The 19,401-nt window shown below is 38.7% G+C and carries 20 protein-coding genes; 17 read left to right on the top strand and 3 right to left on the bottom strand.

Going from position 1 to position 19,401, the window contains the following annotated elements; genetic code table 11:
- Positions 1–279, bottom strand: coding sequence for a YtzH-like family protein (locus ACWATA_RS00380; RefSeq protein ID WP_028411828.1), 279 nt, complete (start codon positions 277–279; stop codon positions 1–3).
- 127 nt (positions 280–406) lie between these two features.
- Here ACWATA_RS00380 and trmB point away from each other — a divergent pair, with 127 nt between their 5' ends.
- A complete protein-coding gene (gene trmB, locus ACWATA_RS00385; RefSeq protein WP_028411827.1) occupies positions 407–1,057 on the top strand; it encodes a tRNA (guanosine(46)-N7)-methyltransferase TrmB in 651 nt (216 codons plus the stop codon).
- A 75-nt stretch (positions 1,058–1,132) separates the two neighbouring features.
- Positions 1,133–1,990, top strand: coding sequence for a YtnP family quorum-quenching lactonase (locus tag ACWATA_RS00390; protein WP_028411826.1), 858 nt, complete (start codon positions 1,133–1,135; stop codon positions 1,988–1,990).
- Here the strand turns inward: ACWATA_RS00390 and ACWATA_RS00395 are convergent.
- Positions 1,959–2,270: a PepSY domain-containing protein gene (locus ACWATA_RS00395; protein WP_028411825.1), complete on the bottom strand. Its 312-nt coding sequence runs from the start codon at positions 2,268–2,270 to the stop codon at positions 1,959–1,961. The genes ACWATA_RS00390 and ACWATA_RS00395 overlap by 32 nt on opposite strands.
- 152 nt (positions 2,271–2,422) lie before the next feature.
- Between ACWATA_RS00395 and ACWATA_RS00400 the strand changes: the two genes are divergently transcribed.
- The 8 genes from ACWATA_RS00400 (at position 2,423) to murC (ending at position 12,055) form a co-directional block, all read left to right on the top strand.
- On the top strand, positions 2,423–3,496 hold the full coding sequence (locus ACWATA_RS00400) for a M42 family metallopeptidase (RefSeq protein ID WP_013059506.1): 1,074 nt from the start codon (positions 2,423–2,425) through the stop codon (positions 3,494–3,496).
- Positions 3,497–3,554: 58 nt separating this feature from the next.
- Positions 3,555–4,079, top strand: a complete 525-nt coding sequence (locus tag ACWATA_RS00405; RefSeq protein WP_473049530.1) for a DUF84 family protein — start codon at positions 3,555–3,557, stop codon at positions 4,077–4,079.
- A 153-nt stretch (positions 4,080–4,232) separates the two neighbouring features.
- Positions 4,233–4,550 carry a thioredoxin family protein gene (locus ACWATA_RS00410; protein WP_013059504.1) on the top strand — a complete coding sequence of 106 codons (318 nt, stop codon included), beginning with the start codon at positions 4,233–4,235 and terminating at the stop codon, positions 4,548–4,550.
- A 72-nt stretch (positions 4,551–4,622) separates the two neighbouring features.
- Positions 4,623–5,435 carry a DUF1444 domain-containing protein gene (locus tag ACWATA_RS00415; RefSeq protein WP_080754456.1) on the top strand — a complete coding sequence of 271 codons (813 nt, stop codon included), beginning with the start codon at positions 4,623–4,625 and terminating at the stop codon, positions 5,433–5,435.
- 2 nt (positions 5,436–5,437) lie between these two features.
- Positions 5,438–6,043, top strand: a complete 606-nt coding sequence (gene ytpR, locus ACWATA_RS00420) for a YtpR family tRNA-binding protein (RefSeq protein ID WP_028411821.1) — start codon at positions 5,438–5,440, stop codon at positions 6,041–6,043.
- Positions 6,044–6,472: 429 nt separating this feature from the next.
- Positions 6,473–9,574, top strand: a complete 3,102-nt coding sequence (locus tag ACWATA_RS00425; protein WP_323873928.1) for a DNA translocase FtsK — start codon at positions 6,473–6,475, stop codon at positions 9,572–9,574.
- A 340-nt stretch (positions 9,575–9,914) separates the two neighbouring features.
- On the top strand, positions 9,915–10,568 hold the full coding sequence (locus ACWATA_RS00430; protein WP_028411819.1) for a hypothetical protein: 654 nt from the start codon (positions 9,915–9,917) through the stop codon (positions 10,566–10,568).
- 185 nt (positions 10,569–10,753) lie between these two features.
- Positions 10,754–12,055, top strand: coding sequence for a UDP-N-acetylmuramate--L-alanine ligase (murC, locus tag ACWATA_RS00435; RefSeq protein ID WP_013059499.1), 1,302 nt, complete (start codon positions 10,754–10,756; stop codon positions 12,053–12,055).
- 42 nt (positions 12,056–12,097) lie between these two features.
- On the opposite strand, the gene ACWATA_RS00440 is transcribed toward murC, so the two are convergent.
- Complete coding sequence (locus ACWATA_RS00440) at positions 12,098–13,213, bottom strand: aminopeptidase (RefSeq protein WP_323873929.1); 1,116 nt, start codon at positions 13,211–13,213, stop codon at positions 12,098–12,100.
- Between the two features lie 282 nt (positions 13,214–13,495).
- Here ACWATA_RS00440 and ACWATA_RS00445 point away from each other — a divergent pair, with 282 nt between their 5' ends.
- The 7 genes from ACWATA_RS00445 (at position 13,496) to motS (ending at position 19,400) form a co-directional block, all read left to right on the top strand.
- Positions 13,496–13,981 (top strand): DUF948 domain-containing protein, encoded by a 486-nt coding sequence (locus ACWATA_RS00445; protein WP_028411817.1) that lies wholly within the window; start codon positions 13,496–13,498, stop codon positions 13,979–13,981.
- A gap of 27 nt (positions 13,982–14,008) precedes the next feature.
- Positions 14,009–14,464 (top strand): YtxH domain-containing protein, encoded by a 456-nt coding sequence (locus ACWATA_RS00450; protein WP_013059496.1) that lies wholly within the window; start codon positions 14,009–14,011, stop codon positions 14,462–14,464.
- Between the two features lie 247 nt (positions 14,465–14,711).
- Positions 14,712–15,035: a bacillithiol system redox-active protein YtxJ gene (gene ytxJ, locus ACWATA_RS00455; protein ID WP_028411816.1), complete on the top strand. Its 324-nt coding sequence runs from the start codon at positions 14,712–14,714 to the stop codon at positions 15,033–15,035.
- Between the two features lie 227 nt (positions 15,036–15,262).
- Positions 15,263–16,339 carry a bifunctional 3-deoxy-7-phosphoheptulonate synthase/chorismate mutase gene (locus ACWATA_RS00460; protein WP_165635101.1) on the top strand — a complete coding sequence of 359 codons (1,077 nt, stop codon included), beginning with the start codon at positions 15,263–15,265 and terminating at the stop codon, positions 16,337–16,339.
- Positions 16,340–16,898: 559 nt separating this feature from the next.
- Positions 16,899–17,897: a catabolite control protein A gene (gene ccpA, locus ACWATA_RS00465; protein WP_013059493.1), complete on the top strand. Its 999-nt coding sequence runs from the start codon at positions 16,899–16,901 to the stop codon at positions 17,895–17,897.
- A 53-nt stretch (positions 17,898–17,950) separates the two neighbouring features.
- Positions 17,951–18,754, top strand: coding sequence for a flagellar motor protein MotP (gene motP / locus ACWATA_RS00470; RefSeq protein WP_033579602.1), 804 nt, complete (start codon positions 17,951–17,953; stop codon positions 18,752–18,754).
- Positions 18,744–19,400 carry a flagellar motor protein MotS gene (gene motS / locus ACWATA_RS00475; RefSeq protein ID WP_323873930.1) on the top strand — a complete coding sequence of 219 codons (657 nt, stop codon included), beginning with the start codon at positions 18,744–18,746 and terminating at the stop codon, positions 19,398–19,400. Before motP ends, motS begins: the two co-directional genes overlap by 11 nt.
- Position 19,401 lies beyond the last annotated feature (1 nt).

Genomic DNA, 19,401 nt, shown 5'->3' on the forward strand with positions numbered 1-19,401 from the left:
TTATGACAAGGTAGATAGTTCTTGGACCCATTGTGATAAATTTTGTTGATTGGTTTGAATATGTTCGTCTAAATGAGCAGCACTTTTTGCATCTTGCGTGTATTTGTAAACGTTTTGTAGTGTTGCTTGTACGTCTGTGCTAGCATATCCTTTTGCTAACATTGATTGAATTAAACGTTCAACCTGTTCACATTCCGCAACCGTTCCGCAGCAATCACTTTGATGATTAGATAAAATATCTTTTACTATATTCATTTGGTGTTCGGCATTTAAAGGCATTAAGCATCATCCTTTCTCGTATGATGCTCTTATTTTTTTCTATCTAAACACAATTATGCATGAAAATGTCGGTTGTTTCGAATAACCGACATTTTCAATGCGTCAAAATAAATTAAAGAGGTGCAACATGAGATTACGAAACAAACCTTGGGCAAAAGATAAAATTGCTGAAAATCCCCAATACGTGGTTCCAAATCCAGCGGAGTATAAAGGAAACTGGAAAGAAGTTTTTGGAAATGAAAATCCTCTTCATATTGAAGTAGGAACAGGAAAAGGCCAATTTTTAGTAGGGATGGCTAAACAAAATCCGCATATCAACTATATTGGAATTGAAATGTATGAAAGTGTCATCTTAAGTGCTCTAGAACGATTGATTGAAGAAGAGCTTCCAAATTTAAAGTTGTTGAATGTAGATGCTAACCATCTTAGTGAGTTTTTTGCAAAAAATGATGTGGGTCGCGTTTATCTCAATTTCTCTGATCCATGGCCAAAAAAGAGACATGCCAAGCGCCGCTTAACATACAAAACGTTCTTAAGCATGTATGAAAATCTGCTGGTTGATGGTGGAGAAATTCACTTTAAAACAGATAATCAAGGGCTATTTGAGTATTCATTGACAAGCTTTTCAGAATATGGACTTCTTCTCAAGTACATTAGCTTAGATTTGCATAAAAGCGATTTTGAAGGCAATGTTATGACGGAATATGAAGAGAAATTTTCACAAAAAGGCAGCCGCATTTACCGCTGTGAAGTAAAATACCTGAATGAAAAAGACTGAGTTCCTCAGTCTTTTTTTGTTCAAAAAGAGAAGGGGATAGTGATAAAATAAAAAGGAATATAATGGAGGTGTAAAATGGAAACGTTAACAATAGGCGAATTAAAAGTTACATGGCTTCGTGGAGGGAATAATCATTTAGATGGAGGGGCAATGTTTGGTGTTGTTCCAAAAGAGCTTTGGACAAAAAAATATCCCATTTCAGACGGGAATCGAATTCCCATGAGGACTGATCCTTTGCTCGTTCAAACTGAAAAACACCTCATGTTAATTGATGCAGGTATAGGAAATGGGATGTTGGATGAGAAAAAAAAGCGTCATTTTGGCGTAACGGAAGAATCATTTATTGCTGAAGACTTACAAAAGTTAGGGTTCACGTGCGAAGATATTACTCATATCATTATGACGCATCTCCACTTTGATCATGTGTCAGGCTTAACAAAATGTATCAACGGAAACTTTTCCTCTGCTTTTCCAAATGCAAGAATTTTTGTTAGTGACATCGAGTGGAATGAAATGAGGAATCCTAATATACGTTCTAAAAATACGTATTGGAAACAAAATTGGGAATTTATTCAGCATCAAGTAATAACATTTAGCGACAAAGATGAAATTGTGCCTGGAGTAACGGTTCATCATACCGGCGGTCACAGCGATGGTCATGCTGTAGTTATATTAAAAGGAAACAATGACATCTTAGTGCACATGGGCGATCTTTTGCCAACACATGCACATCAAAATGTCTTATGGGTAATGGCATATGATGACTATCCAATGACTTCGATTGAACAAAAGCAGCAGTGGTTAGCTTATGCCTATGAGCATCAAGCTTGGCTAAGTTTTTATCATGATGCTTTTTATCGAGCTGTAAAATGGGATAACAAAGGAGAAATAGTTGACGAAATTAAACGGGTGTATTCAGCGTCAATTCAATAATAGCACCGCTTTTTTTATCAATGAAAAACTCGTAATGTTCCTGTTTTGCATCACGTGTTCTGATAATTCCACCTGTATAACCATAAAAAGAGAGACCATGCTTTTGAATGACCTTAGTCGTCGTTTCAATCCATGAGCCGTCGATTGCCCCATTTTGTTTAAAAGCGCTTTTAACAATCGTAAGGGCTTCCGATGAGGAAATTGACGACGTTCTTTTTTGAATAATATAAGCGCTTGCAAATCCGACTGCAGCTCCTGCTATTAGTTGAGTCCATTTCACGTTATTCACCTGCTTTTTAAGGATATGTTTTCATCATTATATCAAATTGTCGAATGCTTTGTTAAGTTGAGTCATAGAAGAGAAGGACGGAACTAGCAACTATTTCCGGTTTTCGATACAATAAAGAAAATGATACATAAAGGAGAGTATATATGAACAATGAAACGCTATCTCTATTTAAAACATTAACGGAGTTACCAGGTGCCGCTGGAAACGAACATCAAGTACGTTCATTTATGCGCTCGCAAATTGAACCCCTTGTAGATGAAGTCATTCAAGATGGGTTAGGAAGTTTATTCGGCGTTCGCTATAATGAAGAAAAAGGTCCTAAAGTAATGGTAGCAGGACATATGGACGAAGTAGGATTTATGGTTACGTCTGTAACTGATAAAGGAATGCTTCGTTTTCAAACTCTAGGAGGATGGTGGAGTCAAGTACTTCTAGCTCAACGCGTCCATGTTGTGACAAAAAAAGGTCCTATCACCGGCGTAATTGCTTCTATCCCTCCCCATTTATTAGACGAATCACAGCGCAACAAGCCAATGGCCATTAAAAATATGATGATTGATGTGGGCGCAGATAGCAAGCAGGAAGTAGCAGAAATGGGCATTCGTCCTGGCGATCAAATTGTACCGATTTGTCCGTTTACGCCAATGGCAAATGAAAAGAAAATACTGGCAAAAGCATGGGATAACCGCTATGGGTGCGGACTTGCGATTGAATTATTAAAAGAAGTAAAAAATGAAAAATTGCCAAATATCTTATATTCTGGAGCTACTGTTCAAGAAGAAGTAGGACTTCGCGGTGCTCAATCAGCTGCGAATATGATTAAACCGGATTTGTTTTATGCACTAGATGCTAGTCCTGCTAACGATACGTCAGGCGATAAAAATGCATTTGGACAATTAGGAAAAGGCGTATTACTTCGTATCTTTGACCGTACGATGGTCACACATAGAGGAATGAGAGAATTTATTTTAGATACAGCGGAGACAAACAGCATCCCTTATCAATACTTCGTTTCTCCAGGAGGTACGGATGCAGGGCGCGTTCATACTTCTAATAACGGAGTTCCTTCTGCAGTGATCGGCGTATGTTCACGTTATATTCATACCCATGCATCTATGATTCATGTGGATGACTATGCAGCTGCAAAAGAATTATTAGTCAAACTTGTACGCTCTACAGACCAAACAACGCTTGATACGATTAAACAAAACGGATAAAGAAGAACAAAGCAGCTGCTTTTGCGGTTGCTTTGTTTCATCATGACAGGAGAAAAAAATGAAAATTGCAATCGGAACGAAGAATCCAACAAAAGTAAATGCAGTAAAAAAAGTATTTGGAGATACTTTTACATATGTAGAGGTAGGCGTGCAGTCCGGGGTGTCACCACAGCCTTTTTCTGATGAAGAAACCATCCAAGGAGCGATTAACCGCGCGCGTGCTGCTGTTAAAGAGACAGGTGCTGATATCGGCATTGGGCTCGAAGGAGGGGTGCAGGAAACACCTCATGGCTTATTCCTTTGCAATTGGGGAAGTCTTGTTACCTCTAAGGACCTTGAACCGATTTTAGCTGGAGGAGCTCGTATTCGGCTTCCTGAAGCGGTAGCCGACATGCTTCGTCATGATAAAAAAGAATTAGCCGAAGCTATGGAAGTGTATACAAACCAAAAAAATATTCGAAAAAAAGAAGGAGCAATCGGCATTTTCACCAATGGAAATTTAGATCGGACCGCTATGTTTTATCAGGTTGTTTTAATGCTAAAAGGACAGCTGGATTTTAGGACAAATCAAGCTGTTCAATAGGAAATTCCTTTGTAACCCTTTATAATAGAAAAGCATCAGTGTATGATAGTTGCAACAACTCATATACTATGTTTTGATGTAGAAGGATTAAAAAATGTATGGGGCTTTAGCCGTTTAAATACGAAAGTAAAAAAAAAAGTGGAGGAAAGAAAAATGGAAAAAATGCAAACAATTGAACAATACAAAGAAATCATTAAAGAAGGAAAACATATCATGATGTTTTCAGCAGACTGGTGCCCAGATTGCCGAGTAATCGAGCCTGTGCTTCCAGAAATTGAGGCGAATCATAGCGAGTATACATTTCATTATGTCGACCGCGACGACTTTATCGATCTTTGTGCAGAATTAAGCATCTTTGGCATTCCAAGCTTTGTCGGTTACAGCAACGGAGAAGAAACAGGGCGTTTTGTCAGCAAAGACCGTAAAACAAAAGAAGAAATTGAAGAGTTTATTAACGGCTTAAATGCATAAAACAAGTGAAGACTGATAGCGATCTACAGCTATCAGTCTTCATACATAAAAATGAGAAAAGGAGGCGTAAATATGGCGAAAATGAATAGTCAAAAGATGAGAAAACTACTAGAAGAGCGATTAACGGGTGCGGATTGGTCATTTTTATTTGATCGTGAAAAAGATACGCTGCGCGTTGAACATAAGGAAACGAAAAAAGGTGTAACCATTTCTTTACCTGGGCTAATTGCAAAATGGGAAGAAAAAAAGGAAGCGGCTCTAGATGAAATGGTATATTATATAAAAGAAGCTCTTCGTGTTATGAACGATGAACAGCAGGTAACGGGAAAAGAAAAGCGCATTTATCCAGTTATTCGCTCAACGTCTTTTCCGGATAAATCGAATGAAGACGTGCCGTTGATTTATGATGAACATACAGCTGAAACACGCATTTATTATGCGCTTGATTTAGGCAATACATATCGTCTATTAGATGAGAAACTAATTCGTAAGGAAAATTTAGATCTATCCGCAGTGCGGGAAATGGCTAAATTTAATCTTCGCTCTTTGCCGATTTCACATAAAAAAGATACGGTAGCAGGCAATGACTTTTATTTTGTAAATCAGAACGATGGATACGATGCAAGCCGAATTCTTAACGAGGCATTTTTGCAAGATTTTGCTTCTAGTGTTTCGGGCACAATGGCTGTAGCAGTACCTCATCAAGATGTGCTGATTCTAGCTGATATCCAAAACGAAACGGGTTATGATATTCTTGCGCAAATGACCATGAGCTTTTTTGCAAGTGGACGTGTACCCATCACAGCTCTTTCATTTTTATACGAAAACGGTGAGCTAGAACCTATTTTTATTCTAGGAAAAAATCGCAGTAAAGGACGGGACTAATTATGAATCTTTTTTATAATAAAGAAGGTATCGGCGATACGTTAATCGTCAAGCTAGAAGATATTGCAATTGAAAATCGCACGTTTGAAACAAAAAGCGACGTTGTACGTATCTTTGATCAAAAATCAAATACAACGGCTGGCTATAACATCTTTCATGCTTCTTCTAAGTTAAAAGTAGAGGGAAATGGTTCTCTTGAATTAACAGAAGAAATGGTGGAAGAAGTAAATCGTGTACTTAGCGAAAGCGGTTTTGAAGGTAAACTTGAAGTGGATTTATCTCCTAAGTTTGTAGTTGGATATGTTCAAGAAAAAGAAAAGCATCCAAATGCAGATAAGCTAAACATCTGTAAAGTAGATGTTGGCACAGAAACACTTCAAATTGTATGTGGAGCACCAAATGTAGACGCAGGTCAAAAAGTCGTCGTAGCAAAAGTAGGAGCGGTTATGCCAAGCGGTATGATCATTAAAGATGCAGAGCTGCGCGGTGTACCTTCTTCAGGCATGATTTGCTCTGCTAAAGAGCTGGCGCTTCCGAACGCTCCTCAAGAAAAAGGGATTTTAGTACTTGAAGACAAATATGAAGTAGGTCAGCCTTTTCAAGCATAAAAGCAGAGTGTGATACTAATTTATAGGGCAAAAGCAGGATGTTTTTTTACACGTATATTTCAAAGCGTTACAGTTGCTGAAAAGCAATTGTCAATTCTTAAAAAGGTTTGATAAAATTAAAAGCCACTAGTATAGACTAGTGGCTTTTTTCGCGTTTAATTATGAGTGCTAATTAAACATGAAAAAATATTTTTGCAAAGAGGAATTTTACTGTATAAATAAGGGAAGCAAAATAGTAGATTTTATAGTAAGAGTTCAAGCATACGTGATAGAATGATAAATGAAAAGATAGTATATATATCCATCTCAGAGAATACTTTGAGGCCAAAGGTAAATAAAGGATGCATGGATAGCTTTTTGTAGATGTCGCAGCACTGCGATATAAGAGGCTAAACGAAGTAAGATAGTCTGATAGAAAGAGTGATAAAAATGGGTTTTGTACGAAAAGTAATGGATTATTTACTAGGATACGAAGTGAAAGAAATCGTTGTAGACGAACATGGAAATACAACGGAAGAATACCCTTTAAATAGAGAAAAAACAATTCCTAAAAAGAAGGCTACTAAGCCTAAACAAATGCAGTCAGTTCATCAAAAGCCAGTGATGAAAGCAGCGCCAAAACCTTCTGTTCCACACTCGGCCAGAACGCAAAAGCGGAATTACAGTGAAGAGCAGCAAGATGTTCATACAAAAGTAGCTTATCAATACCCAAAAGGAACGTTTCGTTTCCCTTTAATTGATGATACGGGAGAAGCAAAAAAGGCAGCAGCTCCTAAAAATGAACCAAGGCCTGTAGCAAAAAAGGCACCGGCTCCGTTTTATCAAGAGCCTGTTCGCAAGTCGGCGCTAACGCAGCCTAAGTCAGTATCTCAGCCGTTAAAAGCGGTATCTGAAAAGAAAGAAGCGATTCCGCAAGTAAGAAAACGTCCGTTCCGTCCGACTGAAATCCCTTCACCTGTTTATGGGTTTAATAAGCGGCCTTCTAATGTTGTACAAAACGGAAGTGAGGAAGTAGTAGAATATGAGCTTCCGAGTACACAGTTATCAAAAGCAGCGTTTGAAGATGAAATTTACCGACGAGCGATGAATACGTCTGTTGTAGAGCCGTTAAGAAAACCAGTTTCTAAGCCTATAGCGGAAGAAGCACAGATTCAAGAAACGGAAGAAATGATGCAACTGTCTTCTCAGCGTTTTGCTCAGTGGAAGCAATATGAGGAAAATCAAAAAGAGAAGATATCATTTCCTGAAGAAAAGCCAAGTTCTTCAGTAGCCGTAAAAGAACAGGAAGAGGTTCCAACTTTTGAAGAATCACATGCGGTCGAACCGTTAGTGGCAAAAGAGAAAGCTACCGACTGGGATTTGGCGGAAGAAACAGCAGTAGCTGAAGAGGCTCCAATTTCAAAGGAAACGCCTCCGTTTGAATCATCCGTTTCTTTCCAACAAGAGATCGGAAATGAAGCTGAAGAGGCAGAAGCAGAAACGTTGATGGAAGAAAGCCCAGCGTTTTTACAAGCAGAAGAAGTAGAAGCACTAAAGCCTAGAAAGAGAGAAGAAGTTCCAGCCGCTGAAAAAGAAAGTCACGTCATTCTAGAAGAGCCAACAAACAGTGTTCATGTTGAAGCAGAACATGAGCTGAATTCTGAAAGTTTACATCCATCGCAACCCGCAGCTGATGAATGGCAACCAGAAGCGGTATCCGCTGTTGTGCACCGAGAGCTTGAAAATTCAGTGATAAAAGAGGAAGAGAGCAGGATGCAAGAAAGTCAAGAGTTACAAGGACAAGTACAGCAAGAGTCAGCTGTAGAACCTCTTGTACCTGCAGAACAGCCAGGGAATGCTGAACGAGCTCGCGGTAAGCGATTAGTGCCTTTTAACGTAATGATGCTGAAAAAAGACCGCACAAAGATGGATAACAGCGCTCGAGAAAAAAGTCAGCCGTCCCAAGGTTCATACCAAAGGCAGGAGGCAGAAGCTCTGCAAAAAAAAACGGAAGTAAGTAGGCAAGAAGAAGTTCACGGTGAAAAAACCGAAGAAGCGGTTCCGCAGGCTTCATTAAAATCTGAAGAACCTGTAAATGTAAAAGCTTCTTCTCCTTATACATTTCCTGGAATGAACTTGCTTAACATTCCTCCAGCTGCTATTGAAGAAGATAATCAATGGGCGGATGAGCAGCGTGAGCTTTTGGATATGACATTAAAAAACTTTAACGTTCGAGCTAAGGTCGTAAACGTCACGCAAGGTCCTACCGTAACCAGATTTGAAGTACATCCTGAGCCCGGTGTGAAAGTGAACAAAATTACGAATTTAACAGATGATATTAAACTGAGCCTAGCCGCGCGTGATATTCGAATTGAAGCGCCAATTCCAGGGAAAAATACGATTGGGATTGAAGTGCCAAATCGTCAAAGTAAGCCGGTGTTAATTCGCGAAATTTTGAGGCATCCTTCTTTTAGAAAAGATAACTCTCCTTTAACGGTGGCGTTAGGGTTAGATATTTCAGGAACGCCGGTTGTGACTGACTTGAACAAAATGCCTCACGGTTTAATTGCTGGAGCGACGGGGTCTGGTAAAAGTGTGTGTATTAATACCATTATCGTCAGCTTGCTTTATAAAGCTGCGCCACACGAAGTCAAGCTTATGTTAATTGACCCTAAAATGGTTGAGCTAGCTCCTTACAACGGCATTCCGCATTTAGTCAGCCCGGTTATCACGGATGCGAAAGCAGCTACTACAGCTTTAAAGTGGGCAGTAGAGGAAATGGAGCGCCGTTACGAACTGTTTGCACATGCGGGCGTACGTGATATTACAAAATACAACGAACGTGTAAAAGAACATAATGAAAAAAGCGGGGAGCTGCCGTATCTAGTTATTATTATTGATGAACTTGCCGACTTGATGATGGTATCTCCAGGGGAAGTAGAGGAAGCTATTTGCCGTATTGCACAAAAGGCAAGAGCGTGTGGCATTCACTTATTGCTTGCAACGCAGCGTCCTTCCGTAGATGTTATTACAGGCTTAATTAAAGCAAATGTGCCAACGCGTATCGCATTTTCTGTTTCTTCGCAAGTTGATTCACGTACAATTATCGACACAGGAGGAGCAGAGAAGCTATTAGGTAAAGGTGATATGCTGCTTCTTGAAAACGGATCTTCTAAAAGCGTTCGAATTCAAGGGAACTTTGTTTCAGATGAAGAAATTGATCGCGTTGTAGATCATGTCAAAAAGCAAATGAAGCCAACATACTTATTTGATCAAGAAGATTTGTTGAAAAAGCAGCAAAGCTTTGCTTCAAATGAAGAAGATGAGCTTTTCTATGAAGCATGCGAGTTTGTGCTAGACCAAGGCGGTGCATCTACTTCCAGTCTGCAAAGACGCTTCAGAATGGGGTACAATCGCGCAGCGCGCCTAATTGATATGATGGAGCAGCAAGGAATTATTTCAGAAGCAAGAGGAAGCAAGCCGAGAGATGTGCTCATTACCGAAAACGAGCTTCAGGAAATGGAAAGTCAAACAGCCACTTCTACATTTTAAGCTGTTTTTCTGCATGTAGGTTAAAAAAAGAGGCTATGCAAAATCAGCAGGATACAGCTTTATGTGAGCTAACGCTCTGTCACTGTATCCGCCGCCTCTTTTTTTCCTGCTTTAAGTTCGTTTATACAGAATTTGAGTAGGGATTTTGGAAGAAATCCATCAGGAAAAAAAGGAAAAGGTTTGTCAGAACTAGTAAAATGATTTACTATATGTAAGGATAATGTGTGTTTTGCTTTTTTAGCATGTGATAGTTTGCTATCATTTCTCACCAGCTGAAACATATGAGCTGAAGGCGTTTAAAGAGGACAAACCAAAATAATTAGAGTACGAGTGAAGAGTAATGACAGAAGAAAATCATGAACTGATTAACTTTAATGAAATTCGTGAACAAAAGCAGCTTCAGTCTGATAATGCTATTTGCGACTTTTACAATCAATATTTCTTTTTTGTGAACCGCTATACGAATATACGAGAAAAAGTGCGGGCTTCACATCTATTTAAAGAGTTAGTAAACTTGCCTCATGAGGCGGCTCTATCTGATTCCCATGAACAATTATTTTTTCAGTGGTTTGCATTTGAATATGTAACCATTCAGGGGAAAACCCTGCTGCAGCTGTTTTTAGCTGATCAGGCGAAGCAGAAAACAGAGTCGTTTTTAATTCAAGGAGCCTTTTTTTTGACGAGTGTACTAGAGCCAATTATTGTGTCTAAAGTACCTAATTCGTTTTTCTTAAAAGGATATACCCCATTGACAAATGAGCAGGTTATCATCAAAGATGTAAGAGGAAGATTTGCAAATTTAGAGGAACAACAAGTAATTTGGATTCGAAAAATAAAATCAATCGGATATGACGTGTTAATTGACTCTTTCTTTTTAGGACATAAACAACGCATTGAACAGTTAGTAACCCAATATAATGACAAAAAAAATGCAATGACATGGCGATCGTTTTTAAAACAGCAGGCTATATACTATGTGATGAAGCCAAAATAAAAGGCCGTTTCGCAAGGGAAGAGAGTAGAAATGGAGTCATGGAGTTATGTTATAAGAAGTGATATAATGTACGAATGTTATCGTGAAATCAGCAATCAAACGACATTTATATACGTTTGTAAGAGCAATTCTAGATAACCGTCATATACTGTCTTACAGATAGACGAATGTTGGAGGTTCTTTATATGACAGTTTACCATTTTGTAGGTATTAAAGGAACAGGAATGAGTGCGCTTGCGCAAATCCTAAACGATATGGGCTTTCAAGTTCAAGGATCGGATATTGAAAAAGAAATTTTTACGCAAAAAGCACTAGAACAGCAGGGAATTCCTGTTTTACCATTTGATAAAAATAATATTAAAGACGGCATGACTGTAATTGCAGGAAATGCTTTTCCTGATACGCATGAAGAAATTGCAGAAGCAGCTTCAAAAGAAGGAGTCAAGCTTGTACGCTATCACCGTTTCTTAGGTGACTTTATGAAACAGTATACGAGTGTAGCCGTAACAGGAGCACACGGAAAAACATCCACAACGGGTATGTTAGCGCATGTGATTCAAGGAGCTGAACCTACTTCATATTTAATTGGAGACGGTACGGGTAAAGGTGTAAAAGACAGCAAGTATTTTGCGTTTGAGGCATGTGAGTATCGCCGCCACTTCTTATCTTATACGCCAGACTATGCAATTATGACGAATATTGATTTTGATCACCCTGATTATTTTGCCAATATCGATGATGTATTCAGCGCGTTCCAAGAGATGGCACTTCAAGTCAAAAAAGGAATTATTGCCTGTGGAGACGATGAACATCTGCAGCAAATTCAAGCGAAGGTACCTGTTCTTTATTACGGATTAGGCGAAGAAAATGATTTCCAAGCACGTAATATCGTAAAAAGCACAACAGGCACAACATTTGACGTGTTCGTTCGAAATACATTCCACGCATCATTTGAGATTCCAGGGTATGGCGACCATAACATCTTAAATGCACTTTCCGTTATTGCACTTTGTCATTATGAAGAAATTGACGTTGCTGTGCTGCAAGAGCGTTTTAAAACATATCAAGGTGTAAAGCGTCGTTTCAGCGAAAAGAACGTTGGCAAACAAGTGCTAATCGATGATTATGCACACCATCCAACGGAAATTAATGCAACGATTTCAGCTGCTCGTCAAAAGTATCCAAACCGTGAAGTTGTGGCTGTTTTCCAACCGCATACGTTTACGCGTACACAAACGTTCTTAGAGGACTTTGCAGCAAGCTTACAGCACGCTGATAAAGTATATCTATGTGACATTTTTGGATCAGCCCGTGAGCATCAAGGTAAATTATCAATTGAAGATCTACGAAGCAAAATCAGCGGAGCTGAATTAATTAATGAAGAAACAATTGAATCGTTAAAAGACCATAATGAAGCTGTATTAGTATTTATGGGTGCTGGAGACATTCAAAAGTTTGAAAAACTATATCAGCAAACCGTATCATAAAAAAGAGGCACTCTTCTGAGTGCCTTTTTTTTATTTCAAAACTCATTTTAAATTTTCAGGGTTTAACGCTTTTAATTCTTCAATGACAAATAGCCCGTCTTTACGAATCAACACGTCATCGAAATAAATCTCACCGCCACCGTATTCTGGGCGCTGAATCATCACCATATCCCAGTGAATATTTGACTTGTTTCCGTTATACGCATCTTCGTAGCACTCGCCAGGAGTGAAGTGGAAGCTTCCGTCAATTTTTTCATCAAATAAAATGTCTTGCATTGGATGTTGAATATACGGATTTACGCCAATCGCAAATTCGCCAACAAAACGAGCGCCTTCATCTGTATCAAAAATGCCGTTGATGCGTTCTGTATCATTAGCGGTTGCTTCAACAATTTTACCGTTTTTAAATGTTAAGGATACATTCTCAAACGTAAAGCCTTGATAGTTAGAAGGAGTGTTGTAAGAAATTGTTCCGTTTACAGAATCACGTACAGGAGCCGTGTATACTTCACCGTCCGGAATATTCATTTCTCCGGCACACTTCACTGCAGGAATATCTTTAATAGAGAACGTTAAGTCTGTATTCTCACCCGTTAAACGCACTTTGTCCGTACGGTTCATGAGCTCAACTAAAGCATCCATCGCTTTGCTCATTTTGCCATAGTCTAAGTTGCATACATCAAAATAAAAATCTTCAAATGCTACTGTACTCATTTTAGCAAGCTGCGCCATTGAATCGTTTGGGTAGCGAAGAACGACCCATTTTGTTTTTGGAACGCGAATTTCTCTATGTACTTTTTTACCGATCGTATTCCCTTGGATTTTCATTTTATCTGCCGGAACATCTGATTGTTCAAAAATGTTTGAACCAGAACGTAAGCCAATATAAGCATCCATTTCTTTCATCACATTTGCTTCGAAGTCTGCCATCATATTGTACTGCTCTTCTTGTGCACCGTTTAAAAGAGCTCGGTCTACCGAATGATCTTTTAGCAGTACAAACGGGTAGCCACCGGCCTTGTACGCTTCATCTACAAGTGCTGTCACAAGCTCGCGCTGAAGTCCAAAGTTTTCGATTAATACTTTTTCTCCTTTTTGAAGGCGAACAGAATAATTAATTAAATTTTTAGCTAATGTTGCAATTCTAGGGTCTTTCATAAATAGTGCCTCCTTAAAATAACAATGATTGATGATTCACTTTCTATTGTACCCCACTGAGCTTATTTTGTTTGTTTTTATGCTTTAAAATCCTTTTTTTCTTTAGGAAGGGAAATAACTCATATATCGCGAAATAATGTAGCAATCTTCCCTTTTTATGAATAAATGCAGAGAGAATATGGTAAAGTTAAAGAGTCTATAGGGAATAGAAGGTTTAATTGTTTATAAAATTGGGAAAGTAGTTATAACAAGAGAGATGAAAATAGGAGGTGCCTTGCACAGATGGTTATTATTCTTTATTTAAGCGCTGCTATTGTTGCCATTGCGATTTTTTACCTGGTGGTTTCCGTGTCAAAAACATTGAAATCCGTTCAGCACACATTAAATTCAGTGGCAGGTACTTTAGACGGTGTAGAAAAGCAAATGACAGGAATCACAGCTGAAACAACTGCACTTTTACATAAGACTAATCTGTTAGCTGAAGATATTCAGCGTAAATCCGAAGCGCTGAACACAGTCGTGGATTCTGTTAAAGGCGTAGGTGACTCAATCCAAGACCTAAATAAGTCGATTAAAAGCGTATCATCAAGCGTTTCAGAGAAAGTAGAAGAAAATAAAGAAACTGTTGCTCAAGTCGTTCAATGGAGCAATGTTGCATTAGACGTATGGGAACGTATAAAATTAAGAAAACAGAAAAAAATTGACGCGGAGCCTGTACCTGTTGAAGTAAAAGAAAAAGCGGTTCAACGCTCACGCTCATTTTCATAAGGATGAACTTTAAAGGAGGAGACGCATATGTCAAACAAACCAAATAAACCAAACAACACTTCAAATAAAGGCTTTTTAGTAGGAACAGTGATTGGAGGAGTTGTAGGAGCTGCAACGGCATTATTACTTGCTCCAAAATCAGGTAAAGAGTTCCGTTCGGATTTAAATGAGCAGGCAGCTTACGTTCGTTTAAAAACAGAGCAAGCGAAAAACAGCGCTGTTGAAAAAGGACAAGGGTTTGCTCAAACGGCTAAAGAAAAAACGGCTGGTTTATCACAAACATTATCTGAGCAATCTTCACAAGTAGTGGACAAAGTGAAAAACTTCCGTAAAGTAGATCCTGAACACGAAGCATTACCTCCAACGAGCTTAGAAGTGCTTGCTGATGAAGTGGAGTCTCAAAGCAACGAAGACGTTCAACAGAAGCTAACAGAAGCTCAAAAAGCATTAGATGAAGTGGAAAGCACAGTGCCACGACCATAATAAAGAATCAAAAGCGTTTAACCTATAGGGTGAACGCTTTTTTTGTATGTAATTTAGGTTGAACGGCAAGTAAATGTTAGTTTCATCAGAGGGATTTTAATTTAACAAGTTCTTTTCTTTCTATGCTGAAAATAACTTCACCTTATAAATAAATTCATTAGCATTATACATAAAGCTGAGCACTCTTTTTGTATGGAAACGGTCAAACCATGTAAACTTAAGAGTAAGTACAGAAAGGGTGAAAAAAATGAAAAAGATTTCAACAGTTGAAGAGTTCGAACAAGTTATTAAGGAAAACCATCGCTTTTTATTTTTAAAGCACAGCACGACGTGTCCAATTAGTGCAGCTGGTCATGAGGCATTTTCAGCGTTTGCTTCTAGTCATGAAGACATTCCTTCTTATTATCTTCATGTGCAAGATTCACGAGACGTATCCAACTATATTGCTGAAACGTATGAAGTGAAGCATGAATCACCTCAAGCGCTTCTGTTTGAAGATGGAAAAGTGAAGTGGCACGCTTCTCACTGGAACATTAACGAAGAAGAATTAGCGAAAAATGTAGCTCATTAATTGAAAGAGGCTGGTACAAAAGCAGTTTAGGTGAAGGAAGATCCGAACGATTAATCGTTCGGTTTTTTTTGTAAGCTGATTGCGGTTTCATCCACTTTTTCGTACAATAGATGTAGTTTAGCACATAAAAGCAGAGAAGCCCCTTACATATATCCTCCATCACCTATCATCTTATGTAGTAACCCTGCTAAACGGATTTTTTAAAATCAGTGAAAGGGTGGACGTACATGACGAATTCAGATCTTCAGCATTTGCGATCTCAAATTGACGAAGTAAATATGAAACTGTTAAAGCTTATTAATGAGCGAGGCGAGCTTGTTCAAGAAATAGGAAAATTAAAAGGAATGCAGTCAACCAAACGGTTTGACCCTGTTCGTGAACGAGCAATGCTTGATGCGATTTTAAGCAAGAATGAAGGACCGTTTCAAACATCTACGCTTCAACATATTTTCAAAGAGATTTTCAAAGCTCATTTAGAGCTTCAAGAAGATGATCATCGTAAAGCACTTCTTGTATCCCGTAAAAAGAAGCCGGAAAATACAATCGTTACGGTAAAAGGAGAAACAATTGGTGACGGACTTCAGCGTTTTGTAGCAGGACCTTGTTCCGTTGAAAGCTATGAGCAAGTAGCAGCCGTAGCAAATGCCGTAAAGCAGCAGGGTGTGCGGATGCTTAGAGGCGGAGCCTACAAGCCAAGAACATCTCCTTATGATTTTCAAGGCCTCGGCTTAGAAGGACTGCAAATTTTAAAAAGAGTAGCTGACGAATATGATTTAGCCGTTATTAGTGAAATTGTCGACCCCGCTGATATTGAAACGGCTGTAGAATACGTAGATGTGATTCAAATTGGTGCTCGTAATATGCAAAATTTTGAGCTGTTAAAAGAAGCGGGTGCGGTGAAGAAGCCTGTCTTATTAAAGCGGGGCTTAGCCGCTACGATTGATGAGTTTATTAATGCTGCTGAATACATTGTATCAAAAGGAAATGATCAGCTGATTTTGTGTGAACGAGGAATTCGTACGTATGAGCGAGCAACGCGAAATACGCTGGATATTTCAGCCGTTCCCATTTTAAAACAAGAAACTCATTTACCTGTTTTAGTCGACGTCACGCATTCAACAGGAAGGCGAGATTTGCTTGTTCCAACGGCTAAAGCGGCTCTTGCCATTGGTGCGGATGGAATTATGGCAGAAGTTCATCCAGATCCGGCGGTAGCACTTTCTGACTCAGCTCAGCAAATGGATATTCCACAATTTACAGAATTTATGAAGCAGCTAAAACCTATATGTAACTTAAATTTATAAAAAAACGTAAAAAAGAAAAATTCGTATACTTTTATGACAAGTTTGAGGCACTTAATGGTTTCAAGCTTGTTTGCCTTTCGTTATAATAAAGATAAGCGAAATTATCACGTATTTTGAAAACAGTCGATAACTTTTGTCAAAATAGGAAAGAATAAGTGCAAATCCAAAAAACAAGAATTTATGAAATTCTCGTGAAACTTGTCGGAAAAAGGCGGTAAATACGTTGCGGTGAAGCACATAGTATCGTATAGTAGTTACAGATATTCGCTATCATTCTGTGAGTGCATATGATATAAATTCGCGATTCACTTTTTTTATTTACTTACTATACATCGTCTTTTACATTGTTACATATAAACTGGTAAAATTGTCTTTGCACACGTAATAATAAGGGCATAACAGGAATGATTTAGATGCATACAGGGTATCTAAGCTGTATGTAAGAGTGAAGGAGCTAGAAATAGCCATTCTATAAAGGAAGATGGATTTATATACGTAAATACAAGAAATGAAATAAGGATAAAATAAACGAAATGTTTTTCGATAAGGAGTGTTTGTTGTGAACGTAACAATTTATGATGTAGCAAGGGAAGCAAGCGTGTCGATGGCAACGGTTTCTCGTGTGGTAAACGGAAATCCAAATGTAAAACCATCAACTAGAAAAAAAGTATTAGAAACAATTGAAAGACTAGGCTATCGTCCGAACGCAGTAGCGCGTGGATTAGCCAGTAAGAAAACAACGACAGTAGGAGTTATCATTCCTGATATTTCAAATATTTTCTATGCAGAGTTAGCGCGTGGAATCGAAGATATTGCAACAATGTACAAGTATAATATCATCTTAAGTAACTCCGACCAAAATCAAGATAAAGAACTTCATCTTTTAAATAACATGCTTGGTAAACAAGTAGACGGAATCATCTTCATGAGTGGGAATGTAACGGAAGAACACGTAGAAGAGTTAAAAAAATCACCGGTTCCAGTTGTACTTGCAGCATCAATCGAATCAACTAACCAAATCCCATCTGTAACTATTGATTATGAACAAGCAGCTTTTGATGCAGTGCAATCACTAATTGACAGCGGTCATAAAAATATTGCATTCGTTTCAGGTACGCTAGAAGAACCGATCAATCATGCGAAAAAAGTAAAAGGGTACAAGCGTGCTCTTACTGAAAGCGGATTGCCTGTACGCGATTCTTATATTGTAGAAGGAGACTACACGTACGATTCAGGTATTGAAGCAGTTGAAAAACTATTAGAAGAAGATGAAAAGCCAACTGCTATTTTCGTTGGAACGGATGAAATGGCATTAGGCGTTATTCACGGGGCACAAGATCGCGGGTTGAATGTACCAAACGATCTAGAAGTTATCGGTTTTGATAACACAAGACTTTCAACAATGGTTCGTCCTCAGTTAACATCTGTTGTACAGCCAATGTATGATATTGGTGCAGTAGCGATGCGTCTCTTAACGAAATACATGAACAAAGAAACGGTAGACAGCAGCATTGTACAGCTTCCTCACCGCATCGAGTTCAGACAATCAACAAAATAATACCTGTGAATGAATAAGAATGAATCCAAAGTTCAGACACGGGGAGATAGAATATGAAAAAAATTGATATGCTCACACCTATAGGGATACTAATTGGTATCTCTATGGTTGTGTTTGGGGTTATTTCAAGTGGAGGAATGAGCGGTTTTTTAGCTTTTATTGATGTGCCATCGATTTTAATTGTACTGGGAGGCGTTTTTGGTACGCTGTGCGTGAGCTTTCCGTTAAAACAATTAAAAAATATGGGAAGAGTAGGGAAACAAGCGTTTCAATCGAAAGAAATAAACGTAGAAGAAATTGTAGGAACATTTGTACATTTATCGGAAAAAGCGCGTCGAGAAGGGCTTCTATCGTTAGAAGCAGAGCTTGAACAAATCGATGATTCATTTGTGAAAAAAGGTATTTTGCTAGCCATTGATGGAGTAGAACCAGAAATGATTCGAGAGCTGCTTGAAGCTGAAATAGCTGCAGTAGAAGAAAGACATACGAGAGGTCGAAGTATGTTTGAAAAAGCAGGCGATTATGCCCCCGCTTGGGGAATGATTGGGACGCTCGTTGGGCTAGTGCTAATGCTTAAAAGCCTTAATACCCCTTCATCGCTTGGGCCTAACATGGCAATTGCTCTTTTAACGACTTTCTACGGGGCGCTGCTTTCAAACTTGTTTTTTCAGCCAATCGCAGCTAAATTAGCTGGTAAAACGGAGCATGAGCTTTTTGTTAAAGAAGTGATTATTGAAGGTGTCATCGGCTTGCAGGCGGGGCAAAATTCTCGCTTTGTGCAAGCAAAGCTAAAAGTATTTGCCCCTGTTGAAAAACGAAAGCTGGAAGAAAAGAGAGAACACGTTCGTGAAGCGTAGAAGAAAAAGGTATTCGGCACAGTCGCCAAAATGGATGGTAACATTTGCTGATTTGGTGACGTTAATATTAGTTTTTTTTATTTTACTATTTTCAATGTCTAGCGTTGATAATCAAAAGTTTCAGACCGTTGTCAATTCGCTTGCAAGCGGTGGCTCATTAGCTTCTGTAGAAAAGAGCCAGCAGTCTCAAAAGCTGGATAACATTTTAGCGAAAGTGCAAAATTACCTGAAGGAAAATAAGCTTCAGAATGTTATTACTGCTAAGCGAGATGAACGCGGAGTTGTGCTTATTTTACAAGAACAGGTGCTGTTTGAAACAGGACAGGCAGACATTTTGAAGAAAGGTACCCCTTTCCTGGATGAATTAGGAAGGTTATTCAGTACTATTCCAAATGATATTAAAGTAGAAGGTCATACCGATAATCGACCTATTCACACCTATCGTTATCCATCTAATTGGGAACTATCGGCAGCGCGTGCCAGCGGCGTCATACGTTATTTAACGAACCACTTTTCTCTTTCTGCTAACCGCTTTGAAGCACTTGGATACGGAGATACAAAGCCGCTTGTTCCGAACACGTCTAATGACAATTTACAAAAAAATAGACGCGTCGAAATTATTATTTCAGATCCCGAAGCACAGTGAA

Source organism: Priestia sp. USM5, from assembly GCF_058323215.1.

Coding starts and splice junctions, on each gene's coding strand:
- ACWATA_RS00410 (WP_013059504.1), top strand. CDS start 4,233: ATGGAAAAAATGCAAACAATTGAACAATACAAAGAAATCATTAAAGAA.
- ACWATA_RS00390 (WP_028411826.1), top strand. CDS start 1,133: ATGGAAACGTTAACAATAGGCGAATTAAAAGTTACATGGCTTCGTGGA.
- ACWATA_RS00425 (WP_323873928.1), top strand. CDS start 6,473: ATGGGTTTTGTACGAAAAGTAATGGATTATTTACTAGGATACGAAGTG.
- ACWATA_RS00440 (WP_323873929.1), bottom strand. CDS start 13,213: ATGAAAGACCCTAGAATTGCAACATTAGCTAAAAATTTAATTAATTAT.
- ytpR (WP_028411821.1), top strand. CDS start 5,438: ATGAATCTTTTTTATAATAAAGAAGGTATCGGCGATACGTTAATCGTC.
- ACWATA_RS00460 (WP_165635101.1), top strand. CDS start 15,263: ATGACGAATTCAGATCTTCAGCATTTGCGATCTCAAATTGACGAAGTA.
- ACWATA_RS00430 (WP_028411819.1), top strand. CDS start 9,915: ATGACAGAAGAAAATCATGAACTGATTAACTTTAATGAAATTCGTGAA.
- ACWATA_RS00405 (WP_473049530.1), top strand. CDS start 3,555: ATGAAAATTGCAATCGGAACGAAGAATCCAACAAAAGTAAATGCAGTA.
- motP (WP_033579602.1), top strand. CDS start 17,951: ATGAAAAAAATTGATATGCTCACACCTATAGGGATACTAATTGGTATC.
- ACWATA_RS00450 (WP_013059496.1), top strand. CDS start 14,009: ATGTCAAACAAACCAAATAAACCAAACAACACTTCAAATAAAGGCTTT.
- ACWATA_RS00415 (WP_080754456.1), top strand. CDS start 4,623: ATGGCGAAAATGAATAGTCAAAAGATGAGAAAACTACTAGAAGAGCGA.
- trmB (WP_028411827.1), top strand. CDS start 407: ATGAGATTACGAAACAAACCTTGGGCAAAAGATAAAATTGCTGAAAAT.
- ACWATA_RS00380 (WP_028411828.1), bottom strand. CDS start 279: ATGCCTTTAAATGCCGAACACCAAATGAATATAGTAAAAGATATTTTA.
- murC (WP_013059499.1), top strand. CDS start 10,754: ATGACAGTTTACCATTTTGTAGGTATTAAAGGAACAGGAATGAGTGCG.
- ACWATA_RS00400 (WP_013059506.1), top strand. CDS start 2,423: ATGAACAATGAAACGCTATCTCTATTTAAAACATTAACGGAGTTACCA.
- ACWATA_RS00445 (WP_028411817.1), top strand. CDS start 13,496: ATGGTTATTATTCTTTATTTAAGCGCTGCTATTGTTGCCATTGCGATT.
- ytxJ (WP_028411816.1), top strand. CDS start 14,712: ATGAAAAAGATTTCAACAGTTGAAGAGTTCGAACAAGTTATTAAGGAA.